This window comes from Psychrobacter sp. Arc9 (assembly GCF_041431295.1).
Lineage (GTDB): Bacteria > Pseudomonadota > Gammaproteobacteria > Pseudomonadales > Moraxellaceae > Psychrobacter.
In genome coordinates, this window is the sequence record NZ_JASMRK010000026.1 from 17,644 (window position 1) to 41,683 (window position 24,040).

Annotated in this window: 15 protein-coding genes and 1 pseudogene; 4 read left to right on the forward strand and 12 right to left on the reverse strand. The window is 38.8% G+C overall.

Annotated features, from left to right (window positions below):
• Window positions 1–134 precede the first annotated feature (134 nt).
• From QO187_RS11575 to QO187_RS11590, 4 genes and pseudogenes are all read right to left on the reverse strand, one after another.
• A complete protein-coding gene (locus QO187_RS11575) occupies window positions 135–3,347 on the reverse strand; it encodes a tyrosine-type recombinase/integrase (protein WP_102094232.1) in 3,213 nt (1,070 codons plus the stop codon).
• Entirely contained in the window at window positions 3,340–4,836 is a 1,497-nt protein-coding gene (locus tag QO187_RS11580) for a hypothetical protein (RefSeq protein ID WP_102094231.1), read from the reverse strand. The genes QO187_RS11575 and QO187_RS11580 overlap by 8 nt, the downstream gene beginning before the upstream one ends.
• Window positions 4,837–4,993: 157 nt before the next feature.
• Window positions 4,994–6,158 (reverse strand): annotated as a pseudogene (locus tag QO187_RS11585) (IS3 family transposase).
• A 48-nt stretch (window positions 6,159–6,206) separates the two neighbouring features.
• Window positions 6,207–6,992, reverse strand: coding sequence for an HNH endonuclease (locus QO187_RS11590; protein WP_185156642.1), 786 nt, complete (start codon window positions 6,990–6,992; stop codon window positions 6,207–6,209).
• A 152-nt stretch (window positions 6,993–7,144) separates the two neighbouring features.
• Here QO187_RS11590 and QO187_RS11595 point away from each other — a divergent pair, with 152 nt between their 5' ends.
• Entirely contained in the window at window positions 7,145–8,611 is a 1,467-nt protein-coding gene (locus QO187_RS11595; protein ID WP_102094228.1) for a lytic murein transglycosylase, read from the forward strand.
• A gap of 99 nt (window positions 8,612–8,710) precedes the next feature.
• On the opposite strand, the gene QO187_RS11600 is transcribed toward QO187_RS11595, so the two are convergent.
• The 7 genes from QO187_RS11600 to QO187_RS11630 form a co-directional block, all read right to left on the reverse strand.
• Window positions 8,711–9,550: a hypothetical protein gene (locus tag QO187_RS11600; protein WP_102094226.1), complete on the reverse strand. Its 840-nt coding sequence runs from the start codon at window positions 9,548–9,550 to the stop codon at window positions 8,711–8,713.
• Window positions 9,551–9,701: 151 nt separating this feature from the next.
• Complete coding sequence (locus tag QO187_RS11605; RefSeq protein ID WP_185156641.1) at window positions 9,702–10,712, reverse strand: tetratricopeptide repeat protein; 1,011 nt, start codon at window positions 10,710–10,712, stop codon at window positions 9,702–9,704.
• A gap of 86 nt (window positions 10,713–10,798) precedes the next feature.
• Window positions 10,799–11,908, reverse strand: coding sequence for a hypothetical protein (locus tag QO187_RS11610; RefSeq protein WP_102094223.1), 1,110 nt, complete (start codon window positions 11,906–11,908; stop codon window positions 10,799–10,801).
• Entirely contained in the window at window positions 11,905–13,419 is a 1,515-nt protein-coding gene (locus QO187_RS11615; protein ID WP_102094222.1) for a hypothetical protein, read from the reverse strand. The genes QO187_RS11610 and QO187_RS11615 overlap by 4 nt, the downstream gene beginning before the upstream one ends.
• The gene (locus tag QO187_RS11620) at window positions 13,419–14,564 is read right to left on the reverse strand and encodes a hypothetical protein (RefSeq protein WP_102094220.1); all 1,146 of its coding nucleotides are present in this window, start codon (window positions 14,562–14,564) and stop codon (window positions 13,419–13,421) included. Before QO187_RS11620 ends, QO187_RS11615 begins: the two co-directional genes overlap by 1 nt.
• Before the next feature lie 10 nt (window positions 14,565–14,574).
• Window positions 14,575–19,770, reverse strand: coding sequence for a tubulin-like doman-containing protein (locus tag QO187_RS11625; RefSeq protein ID WP_102094218.1), 5,196 nt, complete (start codon window positions 19,768–19,770; stop codon window positions 14,575–14,577).
• Window positions 19,771–19,901: 131 nt separating this feature from the next.
• Complete coding sequence (locus QO187_RS11630) at window positions 19,902–20,429, reverse strand: hypothetical protein (RefSeq protein ID WP_102094217.1); 528 nt, start codon at window positions 20,427–20,429, stop codon at window positions 19,902–19,904.
• A 719-nt stretch (window positions 20,430–21,148) separates the two neighbouring features.
• On the opposite strand from QO187_RS11630, the gene QO187_RS11635 reads away from it, so the two are divergent.
• From QO187_RS11635 to QO187_RS11645, 3 genes are all read left to right on the forward strand, one after another.
• A complete protein-coding gene (locus tag QO187_RS11635; RefSeq protein WP_102094215.1) occupies window positions 21,149–21,505 on the forward strand; it encodes a TM2 domain-containing protein in 357 nt (118 codons plus the stop codon).
• Window positions 21,506–21,896: 391 nt separating this feature from the next.
• Window positions 21,897–22,085 carry a hypothetical protein gene (locus QO187_RS11640; RefSeq protein WP_102094214.1) on the forward strand — a complete coding sequence of 63 codons (189 nt, stop codon included), beginning with the start codon at window positions 21,897–21,899 and terminating at the stop codon, window positions 22,083–22,085.
• Window positions 22,086–22,139: 54 nt separating this feature from the next.
• A complete protein-coding gene (locus QO187_RS11645) occupies window positions 22,140–22,397 on the forward strand; it encodes a hypothetical protein (RefSeq protein ID WP_145990552.1) in 258 nt (85 codons plus the stop codon).
• Between the two features lie 156 nt (window positions 22,398–22,553).
• Here QO187_RS11645 and QO187_RS11650 read toward each other — a convergent pair whose 3' ends face one another.
• Window positions 22,554–23,852, reverse strand: coding sequence for a hypothetical protein (locus QO187_RS11650; protein ID WP_371548427.1), 1,299 nt, complete (start codon window positions 23,850–23,852; stop codon window positions 22,554–22,556).
• Between the last annotated feature and the right edge of the window lie 188 nt (window positions 23,853–24,040).

The window sequence follows — 24,040 nt, forward strand, 5'->3', positions numbered from 1 at the left end:
ACTCAAATAAAACGCTCTCCGATATAGTCGGGGCGGTTCAGTTAGAACAATGAGCTATGCCGTCAAATCCGTAGACATTAACTTGGGAGATTTTAGTTAGGCAATCTAAATTTACAATGCTGGCTGTATCAGACTTATTCTTCACTATCCTGTTCAAGCAGTATTACTAACATCTCACCCAAAAATTTCAAGACGCCGGACGACTCATAAGTAGCTTGTTTTTCAGATTTGGATTTCATTTTTCTGACAATTCTAACTTCAAAGCCTACACAATTTTGGTTGGCTTCCACCCTAATGGCGCTATCTAGTTTATACTTTTTCTTGAAATCTCTAACCTCTTTTGCGCTACTAGAAGTCAGTTGCCAATGGTGAGGAGCAATAATTTGACACCCTATCTTCAAGAAGTCACCCAATAACTCATGTTGAGATTTTTTAATGCCAAATTTTAAGTAAGATCTAGAGGTAATGTGCTTTTGCTTATAAATACTGACAAACTCTCGTAATTGATCAGGTTTCTGTACGGACAGGTTATAAGCGTTATCCAATGCCGTGGTAATAATGGCTTGAGCAGTTTGACCTTTAACTTGAGTGATGAGCTTGTCGTTATTATTTAAGCCACTTGCGTTTTTGTATAACTCTCGTGCATTGAGTAAATGAATACCGTGTTTTATTGCTATATTTTCCAACTCTTTTTCACGCAGCTCAGGTCTGAGTCTATCTATCTCTCTTAGAAAACTAATAACAGCATCGTACCTTGCATCAATAAAAACAGAGTGCTGCATCCCCTCACCTTCAGCACTCCGCTGAATAAGTTTGGTGCTCACATCGGGTGCTGTAAATAAAGGATTGTGATGTGCTTTTAGCTTTTTTGCAAAATAAGGCCTTAATTTTTTTAACGCTACTGTCTTAGTAGATTTATCATAGGTAGTTTTATCGTGATAATTGACTGTCTGGTAATCTATACCAGTTGTATTATGTAGTACGGTAAAAGGTATTTCAATTTTAGCGTTGCTCAGCTGCGACCCTGCTAATAGATGTGCAGTATGGATGTAATGTTCAAAAGTTGTGTCACAAGTCAGATGACCTACGAAGCTCGCTAACCCAAACCAAGCACCTTGATTTTGATGATAACCTGCAAGACTATCAGCGATGTTCTGGCATTCCTGTTGGGTATAGTCCGTCATCACCTCTGCTAATGCCGAATCATTGATAGCTAGCGCTAACTGACTGATTGCCGTATGCCTGAAGCTATGAAAAGTATAATTGTGATTGTCTTGCCCAAGCACACCATCCCATAGCACTCTCATCAAATTGCTAAAAAAATACGTTGGTAATGGCTGCTTACTCACGCCTTGTGAAAACAAATAGGACACCCCCATTCTTTGTTGCTGAGCAATAAACGACGTCACTACCTCTAACTCATCTTTCTTTAAAAGCGCCGCTAATAATACTCTTCTTTTAGCACTACTACTTTTAAGACGTAGATAAGGGTTTGGCGTCAGTACAACGCTAATATCCGAGATACCTTTTACGTTCTTGAGTTTTATACCTGCAATCTCATTAATACGCATGCCAGTACGATACGCTAGAATCAATATCGTCTGGCATAACAGCTTTTGACTACTGTTCAATTCAGATACTTGTAGTGCGCTGTGCATGGCATTATATACTCGAGGTGATACCATACTCGCTTTGACGACCTGCTTGTTTTCTCCCCATGCAAAAACCACGTCAGGAGCATCGAAATACTCCATCTGATATTGATGAAAAGTGCGTAATCGCCCATAGGTATAAGATTGGGTGTTTTTGAGCTCATCTAAGCTGGTGGATTGTTGACCCTCATTTTTTGAGTCGTTACTTTCGTCTAGCACCTGCACTAGATTAGGTACTGGATCAACTAAATCATTATCTTTACCATTCTTTATATCGTCATCATCAAGCTCAATATCATCTCGATCATCGATCGGGCCTTTCTGCAAAATATCTTTTTTACGTGCATCTTTAACTTTACTTAGAATGATTTGCTCATATATTTCTTCATAATCATTGGTCCCCCATCCTTCTAAATCTTCATCCATGGTCAACATAAGCCATTCACGCCCAATACAACCCACATATTTACTGACGGAGTTTAGATTGGTTTGATTGCCTTCTAATAAAGACAGCACCCAACCAAGTAGACGTATGGCATTGGGCTGAGGAAAGTCATTTTTCACGTTGTTAATAGTATCTTTAGCAGATGCTCGAGTCCCTTTCAGTCCCTCTTGAATGAGCTGAATTATATTCTTGCTAAAAGCGGGATAGCTTTTACTGGGCCTAGAGGTATCGTTCGATGATGTGCTTTGAACAAACAGCTTTTGCCAAGTAATAGCTGGTTGGGTACTTTGAATAACTTCTTGGTTATAATTAAGTAATTGCTCAGTAGGTAGTGACGTACTTTTAAGTTGTCCTTGCATGACTAGACTGCCAGCGCCATCGATAGCACTACCAGGCCACTGCCGCCAATGAAAATTAGCGTATTTGATAAGATGTGATAAATGGATTTTTTTTGGATCTCGGCAAGTAAGTTCAAACGTATTGTTCAATCCTTTGATAATCGTCTCAAACTGCTGTATTTTACGCTTATTTATATCAGTATCACCTAAAGCGTATAGAAACATAAGACTTAGGTCATCAGGAACATAAGATATATAGCGAGTTAATGCATCATCGTTGCCATCAACTCTGCAACCATATTTGTCATCTCTGATCTCTAAAGGGATCACGAGCAAGATTTTATTAGCATTTAACTTCTGATGAGGTTCAGACTGTTTTTTTAGATTCACAAGATATAGTTTTCGCTCGCTAAACAGCCATTGATATAGCGCTCTTAATGCATCGATATCATTTAAACCACCGAACATGATACTACTATACAAAAAATAAGAGACATAATCATTAGCACTGAACTTAAGCTTACGTTGCCAAGTTAGTTGCATGGCTTTCCACGTCTCTGAAATTTTTGAGCCTTCAACAAACCACTCATAGCTAATGGTGAGTTTATCTCGTTCGGCCACAATAGGAACAACAGGTTCATCTAGCGCGCAATTGTTACCTTTGTTATAAGTTCTGACGGCTTGTAAGAACCCTACTCTTGCACAGCGGTATTGATTGAATGTCTTGAAAGTGTTTGATAGCTCATTATCGATAGTACAATAATGCTCTTCCATATCAGATTCATTAAAGGGGTGATGTTTATATAAATATTCAATGACAATTTCTTCAGCTTTACTGATTAATACCTTTTTTTGCTGCTGTAAATTAGCAGCTCTTTGCTCGTGCGACGATAACTCTGATGATTTAGCCATAGCGCTTGATCTCCACTTGCTTAAGATCGAGTTTTTGTGCCACACGATCTAACTGAGGCAAGAGCTCTGTTCTGTACTGATTGATTGATAATGAGGACATCGGATGAAATATCTCTTGGTCAGCATGTTCATGACCCAATAGGGCACAAACGTACACTTCATCTACTTCATTGGTAAGCATCGAACGTAACTGATGTCGCAGCCAATTATCTTGATGAGGAAGAGCTTTATCCACTGCTCTTCTGATGCGTTTTGGCGTGATAGGCATAAACTTTTTTGGATTTAGGCTAAGTATCTGTAAAAAAGGTACTTTTGATTGCAAAATCTTGTTGATTTCAAGCTTGTATTCCGGATATAAAGGATTATGCACACTAGCAAAGTGTTTGATATAACTGATGTAGTTTTTTAGCGCCGTTTTCAAAAAAGTACTGATAGGAATAAGGCGGCCGTGGTCTTTGCCTTGCCGTATGGACTTATCTGAAACCCAATAAATATCATGACTAAAATTAAATTGATTTAAAAATCCAGGTGCGTCATTGACAGGTCTTATGCCTGTTTGAATCTGAATGATGTGCCAGAGCCATAAACCATAAGCATTAAATTGCTTGATATATTCGCTTCTAAGGTCGTTTGTACCATGATCTAATTGTTGCCTATCTCCTTGCACACGTTCTGCAAGCAGTGCGAAAAACTGACCACAAACCTTGTCAGTCAGTGCCATTTCACTACCAATGAAGGTTTTATTAACATTGCTAGCGACAATTGGCATGTCCACAAGATAAGGATATTTGTTAGCTTGCCATAATTTATAGTTTTCTGGGTTTAGCAAATGTGAGACTTTTTTAGTTTTATTGGTTCTACAGTAGTTAATAGTCCTAAAGCTTTCAAAAAATTGATTGCTTAGTATTTTAATTGCAGCTTGATAGGTACTAATCAAATAAGATGTTTCTATACTGGTATAGTACAGCGGTGATGAATGCTCCACCTCGACCCCTGTAACGATGTCTGAGTGCAATGGTTCGCTGATATGATGAGTAATAATGAATGTTAGCGCTGATTCGATGTGCTGATTTGATAATAAAGATAGAGATTCTTTAATCGTTTTTAAGAGTTGATTGACCTCGGTTGTTTCCACTTCAAATTTATACTGTAATACAACGTCTAAGGGTGCTGGCAGCGGTAAACTAAAATGATGACTATGACTTTTGGTAAGCGGCTTTACTTTATCGCGCCGATTGACGGTGACATTAATACTATTTCGAATCACAGTAACACCACCCTCTTCTTCCACCAAAAACTGTCTTTGACTTTTGTTAGTGGCTACCTCCTTGATCACAGTCTGAATTGACCTACCGGTTATCATTGATAGTAACAAGATAGCAGCGACCCGATTAGTACGCTGCTCTTGATCAAATATCAGTTCCCATATTTTTCCAAAAACCGACTGATAATCAGATACCGTTAATAATCTGGTATTACTGGGAAACATAAATCGATTACGTTTACTATGCAGGTAATTGGTTTTGACTTGACACTGCTGTAGTTGCGATGATTTAGCTGTTGTTTTAGTCGGGTTAAACTTATTGTCTAACAGCGCTGATGGCCCCTGACGTCAAATCCGTACAGTTAAACTTGGGAGATTTTAATTACGCAGCCTGATGATAAAAGTCAAACCACATCTGCCTTGGCGATCTATAGCCTAAACCCTTTTGAATTCTCGTCTGATTGTAGTAGAGCTCGATATATTGTGTGTTATCGCTGATCGCTGTAAACCTTGTTTTATAGTCCTGATGGTATACAAGCTCATTCTTTAATGTACCCCAGAAGCTTTCTATGGGTGCGTTATCAAAGCAATTACCTTTGCCACTCATTGAGCCTATAAACTGGTGCTGTTTAATGATTTTATGATACGCATGGCTACAGTATTGACTACCTCTGTCTGAGTGCACAATTAACCCTTTATTAGGTCGTTTGTTTTTGATTGCCATATTTAGTGCTTTGCAAACTAAGTCAGCAGTCATGCGTTTGTTGATAGCGTAACCGACCAACTCTTTGGTATATAAATCTTTCACTCCTGCTAAGTACAGCCAGCCCTCATGTGTCCAGATATAAGTAATATCGCTAACCCAAGACTCATTAGGGCGACTGGTGTCAAACTTCTGATCGAGCACGTTTGGATAGACCAGTTTGTGATGATTAGAGTCAGTGGTGACTTTAAAGCGCTTATGACGACGGCATTTGATGCCAAATTCTTCTTTGATGCTTCTGACCATGTATAGACTAATATTATGTCCTTGTCCGCTTAGATACGCATGCAGACGCTCAAAACCGTAGCGTTCGAGGGTTTCACTGTGCGCGGCTTTAACCAATAACTCGCACTGATTACGATGTACCTGCTGACAGCTGATATGACGACCTAGCCAGTCATAGTAGCTTGAGGGTTTAACCTGTAGTACGCGGCACATGCTACTAATGCTAAAGACTTGCTGGTTGTCTTTGATAAAGGCGTACTTGACTAGCTGTTTTTCGCGAAGTACGCCGTCGCCTTTTTTAATATCTCGCGCTCCTCTTCAGCCACTTTAAGTTGCCGCTTGAGCTGCTTTATTTCCTGAATAGCTGCCATAAGCTCAGGATCATATTGTTCTGTGCCGATAAGTTTGCCTTGATTGGCTTTACTGTGCCAATTAGTTAAGGTCTGCATGGCGATGCCAAGCTGCTTTGCGGTCGCTGAAATATTGCCGTTGTTGTCTGCTATCTTTTAACAGCTTCGGCTTTAAATTCGTCACTGTAGGTTCTTACTTTCTTGGTCATGATAAACTCCGGTTAATACGCTTAGTTTACCAAGTTTAGTTGTACGGTTTATTCAGCATAGCTCATCGTGTCAATTGGATATTTCGACCAAGGAATAAAGTGATCAACTTCGATATTGTTTCTCAAGGGTTTATGACAATAGAAGCACTGTCCCTGCTGAGTATCAATCAGTATAGGTATTAATACTTTTAGACTTTGGCGCGATTGATTAAACAAGAACTGCTGCAAATCAATATCATCACTAAAATGTATTTGATTACGACTGTTCTTGCGTACGAACTCTGTCCAGTATTGCTGACACAGCTTGTTAACTATTTTACCAAAGCGTGTAAAACAGTATGCAACACCAGATTTTAAAGTTATTACCTTGGATTTTGAGTCATAAACATATAAGAACTCACGACTAACTTTGTCCTCCGCACTTTGCAGATACCTTGCAGGGTACTTTTTGATAGTCGAGGAAATATCTTTGATAGTGGATTGCCATAGTTTGATATTTTGTGTGTGAGCTATAGCTAGACTGGTTGTCTTAGTTTTATGCTGCAAATCTAGAATGCTATTAATAACACTAGCCTGCCCTGTTGTACTGCTTTGTCTGAGTACAGAATTACTACTTTGATCTGAGTATGGTAATGCTTGTATCCAGTAAAGCTGTATAAATTGCTCTGCTAACTGCTCATAAGAAATACTGTGCTCACTGTCATCATTAATTCCAGACTCTATAGACAGATTAACCATTGCCATCAATAAGGCAAATTTATAGGTCGAGGTATATGAGCTAGATGCAAGCAGCCACTGAATACGTCTTAAAAAGTTGAGCTGGAATTCTGCCATGGGCACAATCGTTATCCTTAAAATTCAATATTTTGAGAGTCTCATAAAATTGCAAAAGCTAAATAATGTTTAAATCAAAAGCTCTTTGAATAAAGTAATTGGGTTTCTGCTAATATATGGCTTTTTAGTTTATTATTACTGAGTAATTAATAATGCCATTGTATACCTTACCCACCATCTCACGCTTATCACTAGCACTATCCCTACTAGCCGTGACCAGCAGCACTTATGCAGCTAACACGAACAGCATAACCCCGATTAGACCTGCTGTTGATAATCAACAACTTACAGCCTGTTTAGACAATTTGGCTCAAAAAGGTGTATTCGCAAGCGTCAAAGACATTTTTGCTCGGAATCGCCCTACTGAAGTAGACTCTAGCGTATTAGAAGCCCTAAATTATCAGCCAGAATTCTCTAAAGAGCCATGGGATTACCTAGCCAGCTTAGTGGACAAAGAGCGCGTTGTTGACGGTATCGCTGCAAGTGAGCATTATGCCGCTGTCTTAGCAAAAATCGAAGCTCACTATGGGGTCAGTCGCTATGATGTGCTCGGCGTTTGGGGAGTAGAATCGGATTTTGGAACGACCTTAGGCAAAAAAGATGTGATTAACTCATTAGCGACCTTATCTTGCTTTGGCCGTCGTCAAAGTTATTTTCGCGGGGAATATGTCAGTGCTCTAAAAATATTAAAGCAAGGCGATATTACTAAGTCTGACTTTAAAGGTTCATGGGCAGGAGCGTTTGGGCAAACTCAGTTTATGCCCTCTACTTTTTTACAGCTCGCACAAGATTTTGATGGCGACAATCGTAGAGACTTAGTTAATAGCCAAGCCGATGCCCTAGCCTCAACCGCTAACTTCCTAAAAAGTAGTGGCTATCAAAGTAACCAACCTTGGGGCTATGAGGTCCGCTTACCTTCAGATACGAACTTTTCAAACAATCGTAAAAATAAAAAATCAGTATCACATTGGAAAAACATCGGCATTACTCTGCCAGATGGTAGCGCATTACCTGATACCTTATCTTCGGTAGGTTTATTTTTACCCGCTGGTAAACAAGGGCCCGCATTTTTAGTGGGCCGTAATTTTGATGCATTTTATGCTTATAATGCCTCAGAAAATTACGCGCTAGCGATTGCCCATTTATCACAGCGTATTGAACAAAAAAATACCGATGTGAATTTTGCCAATGCGTGGCCAACTGACGATCTGGGCTTGAGCCGTAAAGAGTCTCGCGAGGTTCAAGAATCATTAAATTTACTTGGCTATAATATAGGTGAAGTCGATGGCATTATTGGAGATAAAACACGCCAAACGATTCAAAAATATCAAGTAGATATCGGTATTAAGGCCGATGGTAAAGCGGGCAAAAAAATATATCAGCGACTCATGGCCAGTACTTCTAAACTAAGAGAGGCTGCCAAAGTACAGGCCAAAATTAATGCTGAAACTAAAACTGCCGTCAATTCGAACTCACAAAGCACAACCCAAAAGCCATCTGACACAAAGTCCAGTTACGGCTTGTCTAACTTATTAGAGAATAAAACCTTACTTTCTATTCTTATTAGCCTGTTAATTGCCCTAAGCGTTGCTATCTTTATTAACAGAAAGCGCCAATAAACTAACTTCAGTAGGTAAAAATCATCTCCAAACAATGGGTTCCGTCCTGTAACCCATTGTTTCAAATTTAGGTCATAGTGTTTAGCTTAATCAAGTCAATTAATTACCACCAAATATTTTTCCTAACATAGATAACACGCCCAAAATGAGTAGAATATAAGCAATTATCTTAAAACTATCTGTTCCTTTCTTGGTATTAGCTGATATTGTATTGTATTGCGAAGTTATCGTTGATTGCATTGGTATTGACGTAATATTGACATGATCAGGAACGTCCTCTGGCTGTACGAATATATTTTCAAGCTTAACTGGGTTAGATTGATCCAGAGCAGGCTCTGGTTGTACATCAATATCTTTATTAGCCCTTAGTAGCTCCTCTTTACTGATATCTCTTTTCCTAAGTAACATCGAGTGCCACTGCTTATTTACTTCTTCTTTTATATTTTCACGAAAATACTCAAAGCTTGAATAGTTAACTTTACCGATATTTAAAGCGATATTAGAACTATCTTCCATCTCTGGCGCGACCCAAAGTTTAAAAAATATTAAATTGTCTTTGATATGATAATTATGAGTTTCTCCATCATGGGTCATACGAACAAAAGCATCTATCGGCTGTTTTGAGTTACTTTTAAAGCAAATAAAAATCTGTCTTACTTCGTCTTTGCTAATACCTCTATTAAAACCCTTATCCAAATTTATCGAATAATGACTGTTAAGCGTGAAGCCTTCTACTAGACAATCTTTTCTTACCTTTTTAGTCACTTCATTTTTATCGACTATATCTAGCGCATAGTTTTCTGAATTAATCCTACTAAAATCAAAATAGTTCAATTCAATGTCAGCATCATCCATCAAATGATGCTGAATAAAGACACCGTATTCTATATCGAGATTATCGACCAGTGCGGGTACATATAATAATAAATTAAATTTCATTAATGGTTAATTCCTAATCAACTATATTCACTACAAAGTAGGCTAATGCCATTAAGCTATCTACAATACTGGATACTTAAGAGGTGCACTAAATCGTTACGACGATAAATATAAACTGTAATTCATCGTCATTATTAAGCGCCTAGATATTTTAATAGTTCAAGCGGTTCATAGCGGCAACGGCATCAGGCTCACCAAGCTTTGCAGATTCACTATACCAATCCATAGCTTGGTCAATATTTTGTTCTAACCCATTACCATATTCATAGCGCAAGCCTATAGCATACATGGCTCGTTTGTGTCCAAGCTTTGCAGACTCCATTAGCAACCTAACCCCTTCTTGTTCATTTTTTGGCATACCGCCTGTGCCATTTAGGTAGTAGACCGCTACTGCATAAATTCCTGAAGCACTATTTAACTCAGCCGCTCTTTTATACCATCTTGCCGAAGTTTCTAAATCTTTTTCAACGCCTTTACCGATACTATAAAGGTAAGCTAAGTTAGTCATAGCACGGGGATAATTAGCCTCAGCAGAGTAACGATGCCACACTACCGCGTAATCAAGATCCTCGTTAACACCAAGCCCTTCTCTATATATCCACGCTAGCTGATTCATTGCTCCTGCATGACCTTGATTTGCTGCTCGTTCAAGCCAATTCCTAGAAAGCTCATAACGCTGCACTTGATAATAATATGTGCCTAATAAAAACATTGCGTTAATATTTTGGCTATTTGCTAAGCTATCAAGGCTATTGAGTGACTCTATATCAAAGTTGAAATTATCGAGCCATTCTTCAAATATACTGACGTTTCTAGATTGATTTTTAACGTTGACAATTGTATTTGCTAGCAAGATTGGCGCATAAGGATTGTTATTGTTATCTATCAGACTCTGATAACGCTCTAAACGCTCCATATCGTTAGGATATTGTTCATCTATCAAAGCTAATTCATTTACCCATTCAATGTTCTGTTCATCTATTACACTAGTGTCTGCCGCTTGCATATCTGCTTCAGCGTCAGCTACAGCCACTTCAGCGTCGGCCCCTGCCTGTGACTCTCCTGGCTCACCAATATCATATAGCTCATTTGACTCAGTATCATCATAGTATGCCTCATCATAGTATGGATCAGAATCAAAAGCTCCTGAGGCAATGATCATGAGAAAAATACCTGTAAAACTCATTAATGTATATTGAAGATTTTTATTCATTAGAATTAAGCCATATTACATTGTGTGATGATTGTTTAAAAAATTACTGTTGTCACTTTTAAAATGTCATTATCTTGGCATTCAAGAGCATGCCACTTCTGATGTGTCCACATTTTATCTAAGCTAGTCGGTCGCTGTATGCAATATCCAATACCATGGCTGATATTATCAGCAACGCTCTTTACAAGACCCATGACCATAGTATGTCTAGGTGGTCTATCATCCACCACCATATTACTGATACCTTGTCCACTGGTCCAAAACACAATGTTGAACTCGCCGCCTATCTTATCTGCTAAGCTTTTGGGTAATCTGGCAAGCAAGGTGTTTTTACCGTGCACTCTCTCCCAATCTTTAAAACCCTCTACCAAGTCATCTAGGTCTTGTTTGGAAAAGATGCCCCATATCACATCAGCATTTTCTGTGCCTAATATCTCTAGGCCAATACCATCCGAACTATTAGCGACACTGGATATATCTTGTCTACTTTTAGCCTCTATGATAGGTTCTTTGGCAGCTTTCACTTCTTGAGTAACTACTGATTTCTTTACCACCTTAATATCTTGGGTAGATGTAAGTTTTTTAGTAGCTTTAGGCTTTTTAATGGAAACAGGTACTTCAGTGCCTACAGTCTGTTCAGATTGCCCTTGAATCTTTTCTAATAACCCCTGAAAGTTTTCAACCCCTCCCAAATCATCTTCTAAATCTACATATTTTTGTGAAGGAATTTTAGGATACATTTGTACAAAAATTCTATTAGACGCTCGAGACTCTACATCCTTTAGATCGCTGAGTGGATATACCGTTTCAAGACCAACTTCGACATGCCTAGCAGCTATCCATAAATAAACGTACTTTAGTTTGGGTTGTAGTTGTCGTAGCTTATTGAAGTCCATGAAACAGGAAATGAATAACGATAGATTATATTTAATCGGAATATCAGACTCACTAAAACCACTAAATGGCGCTTCTTCACGTATTAAACGTAACCAACTTTCTTCATTATTACCTAAAGTATTAATATCTATGACACCAATTGACGTTCGATCTTTATACTCTAAAATAAGACGACATTCAAAGTCATTACTGTCTAGCTTTTTTTTGGCTGATAATTGCCATAACACGCACACATCATTACTGGTCATATACTTGGGTCACAAATTAAATTGATATTAATCGTGCGCGGATATAGATCTTCAATATGTTGTTTAGACTTATTGGCAAGACTAGATATCAGCTGGTTATATTGAAAGGTTTTATCAACTAAGTTGCTACAGTCATCATCCGAGTTACAGCCGTCTCGCTCGATGGAATATTGTGTATAGTAGCTGGTGTTGATAGAGCTGCTGCTTGCAGCGTATTGCAAGTCTATTCCTTGAGCGCTTTTTTGTGCCTCCGCCATCCCAGAGCTGACGCCGATACATGCTTTTTTTGCTTCTATAATGGGAATAGATAAATAGTTATCTATCACCTCAACCGTTGCGGGTGCTTTTGGCACGATACTGTAGCCTGTCTGTAGCGGTAAATTCAGCCTTAAAGTACTGCCTGTTTTGGAGCGGAAAAGTGCACCATCCGCACAAACCTTGTCACGATTAGTTTTGGGGTTGATATAAGGATAAAATATAATGCTGTCTTTATCGCCCCAGCTAACATCGTAGCATTCTTTTTGCTCATCACTGAGTGCGCTGTTAGGGTCAAAGGCGCTGATAAAGGGCTTTAGCTCGTCCATAGATAAATCAATCACATTTTTCGGGCTGATGATGGGTGCAGGCGAGCTAAAAGCATCATAGCTTTTGGCATCGTCTGTCAGAAGCCGTAATTGCGGTAAGAACTCAGCTTGCGCGATGACGCTATTAGAATGTTGGTTTTGGGCATTAATCAAGGTTTGTTGGATTTTTTCGATCTGCTGCGCACTAGAATGTTGCTTGGCTAACCAAAAAAAGTGTAAATGCTTTTGCGTCTGCGCAAGCGTTTTAGTTGCATTATTTACCGTGTAATAAGTTCCTACAAAGGGGGCACGTAGCGAAACTATTCCATTAGATAGTGCAGAACCTGAATTTTCAGTATTGACATAAGCACTCAAAAAAGCATCATATTGATTTTCAAAGCTCGTTCTTTCTGCTGGCAAAAAGTGCATATCAGATACTATGGCAACAGATCTCTCCTGAAGCTCTGGCTGCTCTCTATAGTCTTGCAGAATCAAACCCAGCTCAGTATATTGACCATTAAGATCGCACTTACCTTGCATCAATTGGTTTTCAAAAGTCTTAAAAGGTATATAAACCGCCTTATCTGATGACTCTTCCTGCATAAATATTAATAGCCGATCATCCGTTCTAAGTACTGATTGAATTGACTGCACTAGCTTAGTAATAGGTAGCGTATTCTCAGTAGTATTCAGTTCAGCATTAAAATATCCACACATGCTTGCTGAGCCATCGATAATATAATCAATCGGTGATGGGCTATTATTTTTGGGCAATATATCCAAGTTCAACGGTGGCATTACGTTAGGCTTAGCACTGACTTTTGCTTTAGGCTCTGCAGGCACAATTACGTCAGGCTCATCACCACAGCCCACCAAGGAGCTTGCCAGCATTGCAATGAATAGCGCTGCACTAACACCACGAGTAGACGTTAATTGATATAATCGCATTAATTACTCTCCAAGGGCTTTCCGATTACCTCAAGTGAACGCTCCGTGCGCTGGGCTTGATACCAAGCTTTATTAACCCAAACTGCAGATAACGAGTTTGGCTTTTTATAACAATAAGCAAAGCCCTGTCTATCAGGCTTAGTCAAGCTAATTACAGCGGCCCGCATGGTATTTGACGCCAGCTCAACAGAATCAACACCATCACTCCCTACCCATAATTCAATCTTATAGCTGAGATGATCAAGCTTATGCTGAATATCATTAGGAACGAGTTCGCGAACTTCGGTGTTGCCACGATTTGTTTTAAACCAGGTAGTGATACTATCAGACAGCTGCTGAAGATCTGCTGCATTAAGGTCTTCAATGTCGGGTTCCACCATGAGCTCATCAATAACGGGTAACACAGCACCAAGAGCAACGCTAGTACTATCATCAACCTCAGTATGCATAGCAAGCTGTTGGTTAAGATTAGCTTCGAGCTCTGCATTCTTAATTTTAGCTTGTGCTAATTCTTTCTTAGTACCAGCTAAATTACTGCTCAACATTTTTTGCTTTTGGTTTAAATTTCGATTCTCAGCATTAAGACTACTGATTTTTCTAAAAAGTAATAACCCTCCTCCCAAAAGCAGTAAAGCTAATCCACCAATTAACAGATAATCAGTGTTCTGCCAAAATGGCATTTCTTTAGCAATTTCTGGTTGTTGTTCTATAGCTTTTTCTTCGGTGTTAGCAGAGTCAAGCTCATTGACGCTATCCAAAGCTTTCGTAGTACTGGCAGCGTTATTACCATCGTTAGGCTTAGCATCCTCACTCGGCTCCTGCGTTGGAACGCTCGTAGTGGCTGTATCATTGTTTTGTGTGCTTTCATTACTATTAGAATTCAAATCAGTCATTACAGGGTCTGAGGTAGCGCTATTCGATAACTCTCCCTTTTTTAAGCTCAGATTTTCATTAGTAAGTTCATTAACCTTACTTTTAGAGCTATCAGTAATATTTTCTGCATAAGTTTCTGTTGGCAGCTCATTTGTTTCTGCTATAGCTGATAAAGGCAATAATAATGCGCCCAAGCTAAGCGAGATAACAACCTTAGTTTTTACCAAATTTTTTAGCATAACACCCTCAGAGTTACCAATATTGTTTTTCATAACACTATTCCTAGTTACCCTGTAACTTCTGCATCATTGCTAAATTGAAAGTCCAGCGATCCGTACCGCTACCTGACCCATTCAAATACATGGCATTGACATCATAAAAATTCTTATTGCCGTATTTATTATTGATAAACAGGTACGCTACTTTTTCGACATCAGTATTCCAATACCTTTCGGTATAAGGAAAGAGTGTTTCTAACACTGGCAGTAAGTTTTCTTTATCGAGTAGATTGTCATTAAGACGCGGAACGCTCACGTCTTTATCGTAATCAACCAATATTGGGCTATCTGTAGTATTCTTATCAAACATATTAGGCGGATAGAGCATTTTAGGATGTTCTAAAGGACTACTGTCTTCATTATCATACATTTGATCTGCAATACCACCCGCACCATCACGAATCATACTTTCTTTGCTGTTTTCACTATAGCTAACATTAAGCTCTATCTCATCCCAACCCATAAAGTCAGCAAAGACTGTCTCCCAGACTCTTGGTGCATAATGACCTTGGCTAATAGTAGGATGTGGGTGAGTGTCATGGCTAAAGTAGTCACTCAGCTTAAAGCCATTACCTTGCAGCACTATATTTAGTCTTTGATTCTTTAACTGATCGATAGATTTAAAGCCTGCCTGCTGTAGCAATAGCTTTATTTTTACAAATATGTATTCATAAATACTCTCAAAGAACATCTCTGCGACTTTTGCGACCTCACCTGGATCACTTGGCAGCTCATCAACGATACGAATACCATTACGAATTTGGAGCTTCATAACTGACGCTAACAAAGTCTCATAATATGCTGCATTGTCACCTTCTGACTTCATGTCTATTTTATGCTCTAAGAACTTGCGAATCGGGCTATTTGTTGGCGTAAGCATGGCATTTAATAAATCATTCCCTGCCCATTTAATACTGCTTGAGTATTTTAAGCGCTGTATCGCCTTATCATAGTCCTCATATGACAGCTCAATATCAATGTCTGTCGTGCCACCGCCCATATCAATAATGACATAAGACTCATTGGGATTAATCATCGACATCTGTAGCGCTGCTTCGGTCTCGGATACTTCTATAACCTCAGGCTCTTTAATAGCAACTCCCGTACTATCTGCTAACTTGGCCAATATGGTTTTCATATCACGTGCGTAAGTATTGGCAAAGGTAGTATTTTCAAACATAAAGGCATCAGGGCGCGTGACATATACATAGTCCATATCCGTAACCCCAGAGAACCTTAAGCGGGCAAATACCCCAATCAACATCTGCTCGATATATATCGAGCGCAGTCTACTAGATAAAGGGTAATCACTGCCGCTCGTCTCTTGTGGCCACTTAATATTGCCATAAATACGCTGAATGTCATTGGTCTCAAGCAAGCTATTAAAGAACCTAATACGCTCATCATCTGAGTTTGAAACCCCTAAAAAGTCACTACATAAAGGGGTAAAAATAGGTGCATTCAGGTTAAGACCGTTGATAAGCACTTTGCCTTTATCAGCACCTTCCTTCATAGCCTTTAGCTGCACGTCAGTCTGATTACTACCATCAGGGTTGGTACGATTACTTAAGCCTAATAAAACCTCGCTAGGGATGGTATAACTGGCACCCTTGCTTACATTCGCTTGGCGCTGTAAGTAATATGCGCTGCGGTTTTTTAGCCATTCTTCTTGACCTTTGATATCATCGGCTTCTGAATAGACCAACCATTCCATTCTAGGTTCCTCAGCAGTATTGGCAAGATTCAGGTTTTCGCGCTTCACTTGTCCTTGGTCTTTATGTGCTTTTGCCATACAGGTATTAGACGTACCAAAATCCAAACCAATACATCTAATATGGCTACTGCCTGACTTTAGATTATCATTCAATATAACTGGCTGGGTCGCAATGACAGTATCGCCACAAGACAGCTCTATGATGGCAGGGACAAAGTCAACTTTTAAGGGAATAGCATCAAAGCCAAACACTTTAGATTCTGTTAAGTCTTGAGAATAGACCGTGACGGTCATTTTATCTGAGCCTAAAGTAGTGTGAAGCTTGTTGGCTAAATCTTCATAGACGTTACGCTTTTCGATATCCACAGTGATAAAGTAGTATCGCCAACCTTCAACTTTAAAATTCGGCCAAACGCCAACACCAAATGCTAAATCATAAGGAGTGATCGCAATAGTGGTTTGATTACTATCATTTCCATAGGGAAATTCCATCCAGCCTAGATCTGGCACATATAGTTTAGTATATTGTACTGAGCACTCATTATTGCTTTCACCATTGAATTTGACTCGGGTATGGACAGCCTCACTATTGTCAGATAAATGAGCGATTACTTCAGAGTCCAACCAATATTCTTTTTTGACGGGTAAAAATTGCTCAATATTGACCACGTTACCGTTATTGTCTGGCAGTTTATCTAACATGACCACTTGCGGATTTTTAATTAAATAGCTACTGGTTTTGACTACAGACTTAGAAGTACCTATCTCGCTAAGTGTCACAACATTACGACAGCCTAAGTTGAGCGCAGGATTCATAGGCTCAACGACACTCGGTGGCGCTGGTGGCGGCAAGTCAGTCAAGATACCTGTCAAAGCCGTTAACAATAAGTTTTCATGGGCATTTTTATTAGCGCTTGGGCTATTTTTTAGTCTTGTCTTTAGCACACTTAACTGCCCGGCAAAGAACTTATCTAACGAGCTGATTTTATTTTTATCGCCGCTTGTTTTGCGTGAAAACAGATCAGCATATCGGTAACGCAGACTTGGTAGTTGCATGCTTTGTAGCAAGCCAGCAAAGTACTCTTGAGCGGTGTTGTTTGCCGCCAAGCACCAGTAATAGCCGTTCCATAAAAATAATGGTGTGCGCTCTGAGTCATTAGTCACTATCATACCAAGCTCACTGTCTGACCAATTTTGGGTCAAAAGCTCACGCTTGAGCCAACGGTGATAGGCATTATTATCGTCTAGTGCAATACTAGTATAAATCACCTCTGTCGAGCCGCTAATAAGTAACCAAAACGCCGCTTCAATCACACGCTGAGCATATAAATACAAACCCTGATCGGTACTTTGGAATTTATTAGCCACTATCTTGTAATAGTCGGTTTGATTTTGCTCTAATAACTGCGAGACAGTAATATCACTTTGAATCTGTAGTCGCCACTTCTGTAATAAAAATGCCGCCAAGATATTAGGGACACCTTGCGCAATACTCTCATCTAACTGAATCGTATTGATAAGATTGGCAGTCGTTGATGTAGGCGACAAGGCATCCAACCAACGCAGTGTCTTAGGATGTTCTATATCCATAATATCCAAGGCAGCTACATCCCCTGCTAACTGCAAGTCCCAATCCATCGCACCGTAATGAGCAATATTACCTTTTTGTTGTTGCATCTGTAATTGGACTTGGCTGATGGATTGAGCGGTATTATCATTATTACGATAATCTGCAAAGGTCTCACCAAACTCTTCTGAAGGTCTAACGTATTTATTAAGGTTTTTGAATACTAAGCTGCCAATATTGCTAGCCAATTGAGCGTACTTACTCGCATCCGTGCCGCCTTGATCAACAATAGTATTAATCTTAGCTTGCAGTGTGGTATCAATGCCACCTTGGTCATTAAGAATGGTTTTTTCTAAGACTTTCATCGCGCACGATTGCCACAGCTCATCTTTTTCAAAGCCTGTCTGATCGTTTGCGCCAACCAGTTTTGACCATAATGAATTGGCATTGTCAGCGCTACTAATATTATTATATGCCCTAAATGCAGGAATAATACCTGAGGCATTATTATTATCATAATCATGCTTAGACAACCAAGTTAAGCTACTCTGATATTCTTTTTGCTCAAAAGCTAAGGCATCTTTTAGATTTGTTGCGACGACCTTGGGTACAAAAGTCACAGATTTCAGGCCGAACCATGCTTTTTTGCTCTCATGGCTCACACCAAAGCGCTGGCTAATCTCTTCGAGCAGCTTATGAACCGTATCATACTGCGCGGCTGAATCCCCTAATACCGTATGATTAATGCTACCCTCAGAGTAGCCATTAAGCACTTCTATAAAGGCTTGCATCACTAGGATGCTTAAAGCGTTTTTAATCAACAACATCCAAAGACTGGCAACGTCTTGGTCTTTTGAGAAATCCTTAAATTGTAGAGCTGCCGAAGTATGCGGATGAAACTGACCTTGGCGTATCTCATGAGACAGCTGAGTCATCGGCATATATAGCTCATTTGGCGCAAAGTGACGCGCAAAGCTATGCTGTACTGCATTTGCGGCTAATAAGTTGACCACGTGCGTATGTTCAGGTTGGTCAAAATCGCCGGCACTTGGCCGCTGAATACCTTGCCACATACTTCCTGACTGAATAAAAATAGAGCTAACGGCATTATTACTATTAGACTGCAACTCATGTTGGAAGTTTCGCAGCGCAAAAGCAGTATTACGTTTTAATTTACCTGTATCAAACGCGCTTCCCGTCGAGCCATCTTCACCCGGTTTTAGCTGGAACCAAGGAAGCGTGGCAACCGTAGCCAAATTGACAGTACTGCCTGATCCTGAACTATTAATAATCTCATTAAAGGTTCGCGCCAAAGTCGGAATAATACCACTACCTGTACCGCCAAATACTGAGCCGACGATGACAATATTACAACCTGCCGTATTAATACCTGTCACATCATCATCAAATAACGATAAGAACTCTTGCTGGAGAAGCGCCTTATTAGCCGTATTTACTTTGCCACTACCATCAAGTACTCGTCCAAGCTTTTCACCAAAAATAGTTGAGCCTACTTTTGGATTGGCATGCATACCCTCTGAGACTTTGATGTTTAAGTCCTTCTCATAAAAAAAGGCTTGAATCTCCTCCGTCGTCTTACTCTTTTGTGCCAATAGTACGTTTTTGACAGTCAATTCACTACTAGAAGATAGACTCTGGCTATAAGGGCGAATAATATCAAAATTAGCCTCTCGAGTTTTATTATCGATGCCTCTATGGCGTAGATACTCATGCAGACTTTGGATATCGGGTACTAGCTGGCTACGGCGATTAGCAATCTGTTGCGATTGTGCATCAGCATCGATAATATAAACGTGAGGAACCTCTACCGCTCCGGCGTTGCCTAATGCTAACACGCGCAAATAGGCGTGAATAATATGCTGACCTGAACCACCAACCCCAATAAGTACATTTGACACGGCAAACTCCTGCTAAATTTAGACAATATAATATTTTTATCAGATAAAAGAATGATACGGATGCTTTTTGGCGCAAAAGCCGTATTGATAGCAGTGGCTCACTTATAATGTGCCTAGCCTATCAATCATAGCTATCTATTATTGCCGTATAAGAATTTAGCAGTGACCAGTAGATAAATAAGTATGCTCATCATCATAACGACTAAGGCACTCACTATCAGGTTACCCAAAAATAGCGGCGTGGTGAAAGGTAAAAACTTAGTAAATAACACTGACTTAATATTCATACAGACTTTTATATTCAAAGGATCTGATATCACGGCATAGATATTTGGCTTGATACATGAAGCAGCTGACTTTTTAAGCAAAAAGTTTGGCAATATAAAGAGTAGCGCAGCAATACCAGCGGCATAACCGGCATAAACCAGCTTGGCGCGCTTGACTGTAATGCGAGGATTACGCCGATTGCGATGAAACAGTATCGCTGCAAAAACTACGCTGATAAAAATAGATATAAAAGTAATAGCGACATAAAAAGCTAATTGGCCAGTCTGCTTAAATGCAGGCGCTAACTCATTCATCTCTAAAATCATCAAGCCGCTTACAATAGCGACAATAACACCAGTGATCAAAATGGTTTTTATTACTGACTTATTCATGAAATCCTCGAGACGATAAATATCGTCAAATAGTAAGTTATGCAATAAACGAGTAGAGATTACGTGGCAGCTGGTAGATAAAGTTGCTAATAGTTATATGTTGCAATCTGGTGCGAAAAATTCATATTAAAAGTTGAGTAATAACAACTATTATCGAACTACAATCTCAAGGGCAAAAAAACCCTATTATTTCGGTTGACCTGTGCAGCTGTAACTTTTGAAACAATTTTGCGACCTTAAATTACTCGATCCGTACATAGATATCGTGCAATTCTACTTGATTAAAGTATTTTTTACTATAGTTCCCCGATATTTGTTTTATAATTATTTGAATTAATAAGTTCAGTAGTACTAGTTGCTATTTTTCAACAAAAGTGCATAATATTAACAAAATGTAATTTTCCAGGAACTTAAAGTTAAGTATTGACAAGTCAACATTATATAAAAATAGAATATTTCTTATCCTTTAACTGATACTTAAACTCGACTCAGTAATTTTCAGCGCCCTAAAATTGCTGAGCTAAGAGATAGTCATTAATTGGATATTTATATTTTTGAAAGAATTTTTTAAGAATAACTAACAAAAACACCAGTATAAAATGGTCAATGACTTAATTTTTCGCATTCGTTTTTAGAGTGTATTGACGTAAAAATAGTTTTTGAATTTTTTTATAATCTATGACAATAAAGAACTATCTTTTTATTTAGGGAATGTATTTATGAACAATGTAGCTGCTCAAAGATTTAAAAATGAAAACGAAAAGTTTTGTAGCGATTGTGCAGCTAATATCAACGTGAAAGCTGAGATTTGTCCTAAGTGTGGCGTTAGGCAGATGGCAGTGTCAAACGGATTTGTATCAGCACAGAATGGTAAAAGTAAAGTAATAGCAGCTGTATTAGCTTTTTTCCTTGGTGGCCTTGGAATACACAAGTTTTATCTGGGTCAAATTGGAATGGGTATTATTTATTTACTATTCTGTTGGACTTTTATCCCTGCAATCATTGCATTCATTGAGTTTGTTATATTACTACTAATGAGTGACGCAGAATTTAACAGAAAATATGGTGGAATATAATTGAGCCACCTCGACTATATCGGAGGCCGTTCATTTGAGTCAGGTAAAGGCAGCAAGGCATGACGGGATTAGACTATCATAACTCTGCTCTTCAAACTTAAAGATGACACATAACCAATTGTATTAAATAGGAGCCCCTTGTATCTTAAAGTCAAAAAAAAGGTATAGATCCTAAGTTGGTTAGAAGCCTAGGAGGAAAAGAAGTGGGCACAAGCTAAGTCTCTACCCCAAGGATGGATGGAGAATAACTTAATCAAGCTACTCTATAATATGCGCTGTATCGATTCTATAAGAACTTAACTATATTAGATCATTTCTTTAAAATTAGATGGTAAGAGACGGTTAGGCATCTCTAATATGTTTTATTACTATCCTTTCTTATAGGTAAAAGATGAAAATTTTAATTGCATTATTAGTTGTTTCACTACTTGTTGGTTGCGAAGGTAACAACAGCTCAAACAGCATCCAACAAGAATCTAAGATCGTAGAAGCTCAGCCTGCATCAAGACCATCAAGCGGTGTTTATGAAGAAAGACTTGGAGGTCAGGATTCAATAGCTCCACTAGAAATAAAAACTTAGCCAGGGTCAGATTATTATGTTAAGTTAGAAAGTATAGCTAATCGTGATCATACAATGACTATGTACATTCATGGCGGAGATACAATCTCTGTAGAAGTACCTTTGGGAGGTTACCTAATTAAATACACATCAGGTGATACATGGTATGGTGAACAGAACGATGTGTACTTTGGTAGAGAAAGCTTTTTTCAAGCTGATGAAACTTTTAACTTTACCGATACAGGCAATCAAATATCAGGATATACGGTTACGCTATATCAGGTAGTTGATGGCAATTTACAGACTATGCCAATAGATAAAAGTCAGTTCTAATACTCAAGGTATTCTCTAATAGTGCGCTTACTAAACTGAACCGCCCCGATATTTTCGTATTCTCTCAGAAAGTTGAACCTTCGATATAGTCCAGACGGTCCATTACTCCAATCTGGACACTTTTCATCAAAATTATCTTGTTTAGTTGGTTTCTTGTTATCTAACTAGCTCAAAATTTACATCCACAATCAGCAGTAAATGCATCACATACTTCATTAGTGATGACGATGCACGGGTAGCTTCATTGTTCGTAGCGTGAATTATCTCTTCTTCTTTAGGATTGATTACTGACAATGAATAACCACTATAATAATCGTCATTAGTGAAATTTTTTGATAATTGACGATAGTCAGCTTTGAACTCTGTCGTTATTTCTAGCTTTTTTTCTTCATTCATTATTTTCTGATACCTTAACTCCTCTTTTTTAGGTTTTGTTATTTGCTTCATCTGGTAAGAACTGATATTTATACGCCAGTATCTAGCAGGTAGTATTTTTATGGCGATATCCAAATAGTCGTAGAAAACCTTCTTTTCCTTAAATGCAAAACGAAGGTCGCTATGTGATGAGTTAGCCTTTTTATAGAAAATTGAAAGCATACGTTGAACATGCTCTTTCGTCGGCTGTTTGAGATATAGATTTTCTAACTTAATAAAGCTTTCCTGCACGAGTTGCTGCTCTTTAGCAATGGTTGGCAGCGTTGGTGCTATCAATAGATGCCCTGACTTTGGCTGTTTGTACTTAGATATTAATTTATAATGAGCCTTGCCATGCTCATCAGCTGCTAGAAATAGCGCTCGATCATATAGCCTAACTGCATCTTCATATACAAAATGATATTGGGCAGCTTCAGACACCGTTTTACCTGCCTCAATCTCACTTAAAAACTCTTCAATCTGCCAACGCTCATACCTACCAAAAATAGGTGAAATATCGATACTCTCTTCTTCTATATTTGATGTAGAAAAATATTGCTTATTGTTATCAAGCTTTCTGATGTTTAACTCACGATTGATAAACTCGCGGATTTTTGTCAGATCAATACTATTCTGTTCAAAATTTAAGGCTTTTGGATTATGTTGATTAAAACTTCGACGTGCTTTATTTGTAAGTTTCATAACGACATCAACAGGCAGTTTCGTAAGCGCCTGGTTAAGTAAATGTGCTGAGATGATATCTACAGTATGTACGTATGAGCTAAAAGTAGTATCTAGGTCAGCATGTCCCGCAAACTCCATTAAAGCATCCCAATGATGACCAGATTTAATACGCATTTTTCCTAACAAATCCTCTCCGATACGCTTGGCCTCATCTTCGGTATAATCAGTAAAGATATTTAAAATTTCTTGACGACATCTCAGTATTACTGCCATATTAGAAATAGCATTATGGCGAAAGCTATGTAATACCAAGTGTTGGTAGTGGGGGCCAATGACCTTTTTAAATACTCGATCCACATTACCTCGATCTAATGGAGTCAACATCCCCTCAAGTGCAAATAAATATTTCCCTTCTTTTTTACTACGATTTCTCTCTATAAAATAAGTCTGAAACCCTTTAAACTCATCTTGACCCCTGCCGTCAATCCCGTAGACTTAAACTTGGGAGATTTTGATTACGCAGCCTGACGATAAGAGTCAAACCA

Excerpts from the sequence above, each read along its gene's own strand:
- QO187_RS11575 (WP_102094232.1), bottom strand. The coding sequence starts at position 3,347 with ATGGCTAAATCATCAGAGTTATCGTCGCACGAGCAAAGAGCTGCTAAT.
- QO187_RS11580 (WP_102094231.1), bottom strand. The coding sequence starts at position 4,836 with ATGTTTCCCAGTAATACCAGATTATTAACGGTATCTGATTATCAGTCG.
- QO187_RS11590 (WP_185156642.1), bottom strand. The coding sequence starts at position 6,992 with ATGGCAGAATTCCAGCTCAACTTTTTAAGACGTATTCAGTGGCTGCTT.
- QO187_RS11595 (WP_102094228.1), top strand. The coding sequence starts at position 7,145 with ATGCCATTGTATACCTTACCCACCATCTCACGCTTATCACTAGCACTA.
- QO187_RS11600 (WP_102094226.1), bottom strand. The coding sequence starts at position 9,550 with ATGAAATTTAATTTATTATTATATGTACCCGCACTGGTCGATAATCTC.
- QO187_RS11605 (WP_185156641.1), bottom strand. The coding sequence starts at position 10,712 with ATGATCATTGCCTCAGGAGCTTTTGATTCTGATCCATACTATGATGAG.
- QO187_RS11610 (WP_102094223.1), bottom strand. The coding sequence starts at position 11,908 with ATGACCAGTAATGATGTGTGCGTGTTATGGCAATTATCAGCCAAAAAA.
- QO187_RS11615 (WP_102094222.1), bottom strand. The coding sequence starts at position 13,419 with ATGCGATTATATCAATTAACGTCTACTCGTGGTGTTAGTGCAGCGCTA.
- QO187_RS11620 (WP_102094220.1), bottom strand. The coding sequence starts at position 14,564 with ATGAAAAACAATATTGGTAACTCTGAGGGTGTTATGCTAAAAAATTTG.
- QO187_RS11630 (WP_102094217.1), bottom strand. The coding sequence starts at position 20,429 with ATGAATAAGTCAGTAATAAAAACCATTTTGATCACTGGTGTTATTGTC.
- QO187_RS11635 (WP_102094215.1), top strand. The coding sequence starts at position 21,149 with ATGAACAATGTAGCTGCTCAAAGATTTAAAAATGAAAACGAAAAGTTT.
- QO187_RS11640 (WP_102094214.1), top strand. The coding sequence starts at position 21,897 with ATGAAAATTTTAATTGCATTATTAGTTGTTTCACTACTTGTTGGTTGC.
- QO187_RS11645 (WP_145990552.1), top strand. The coding sequence starts at position 22,140 with ATGACTATGTACATTCATGGCGGAGATACAATCTCTGTAGAAGTACCT.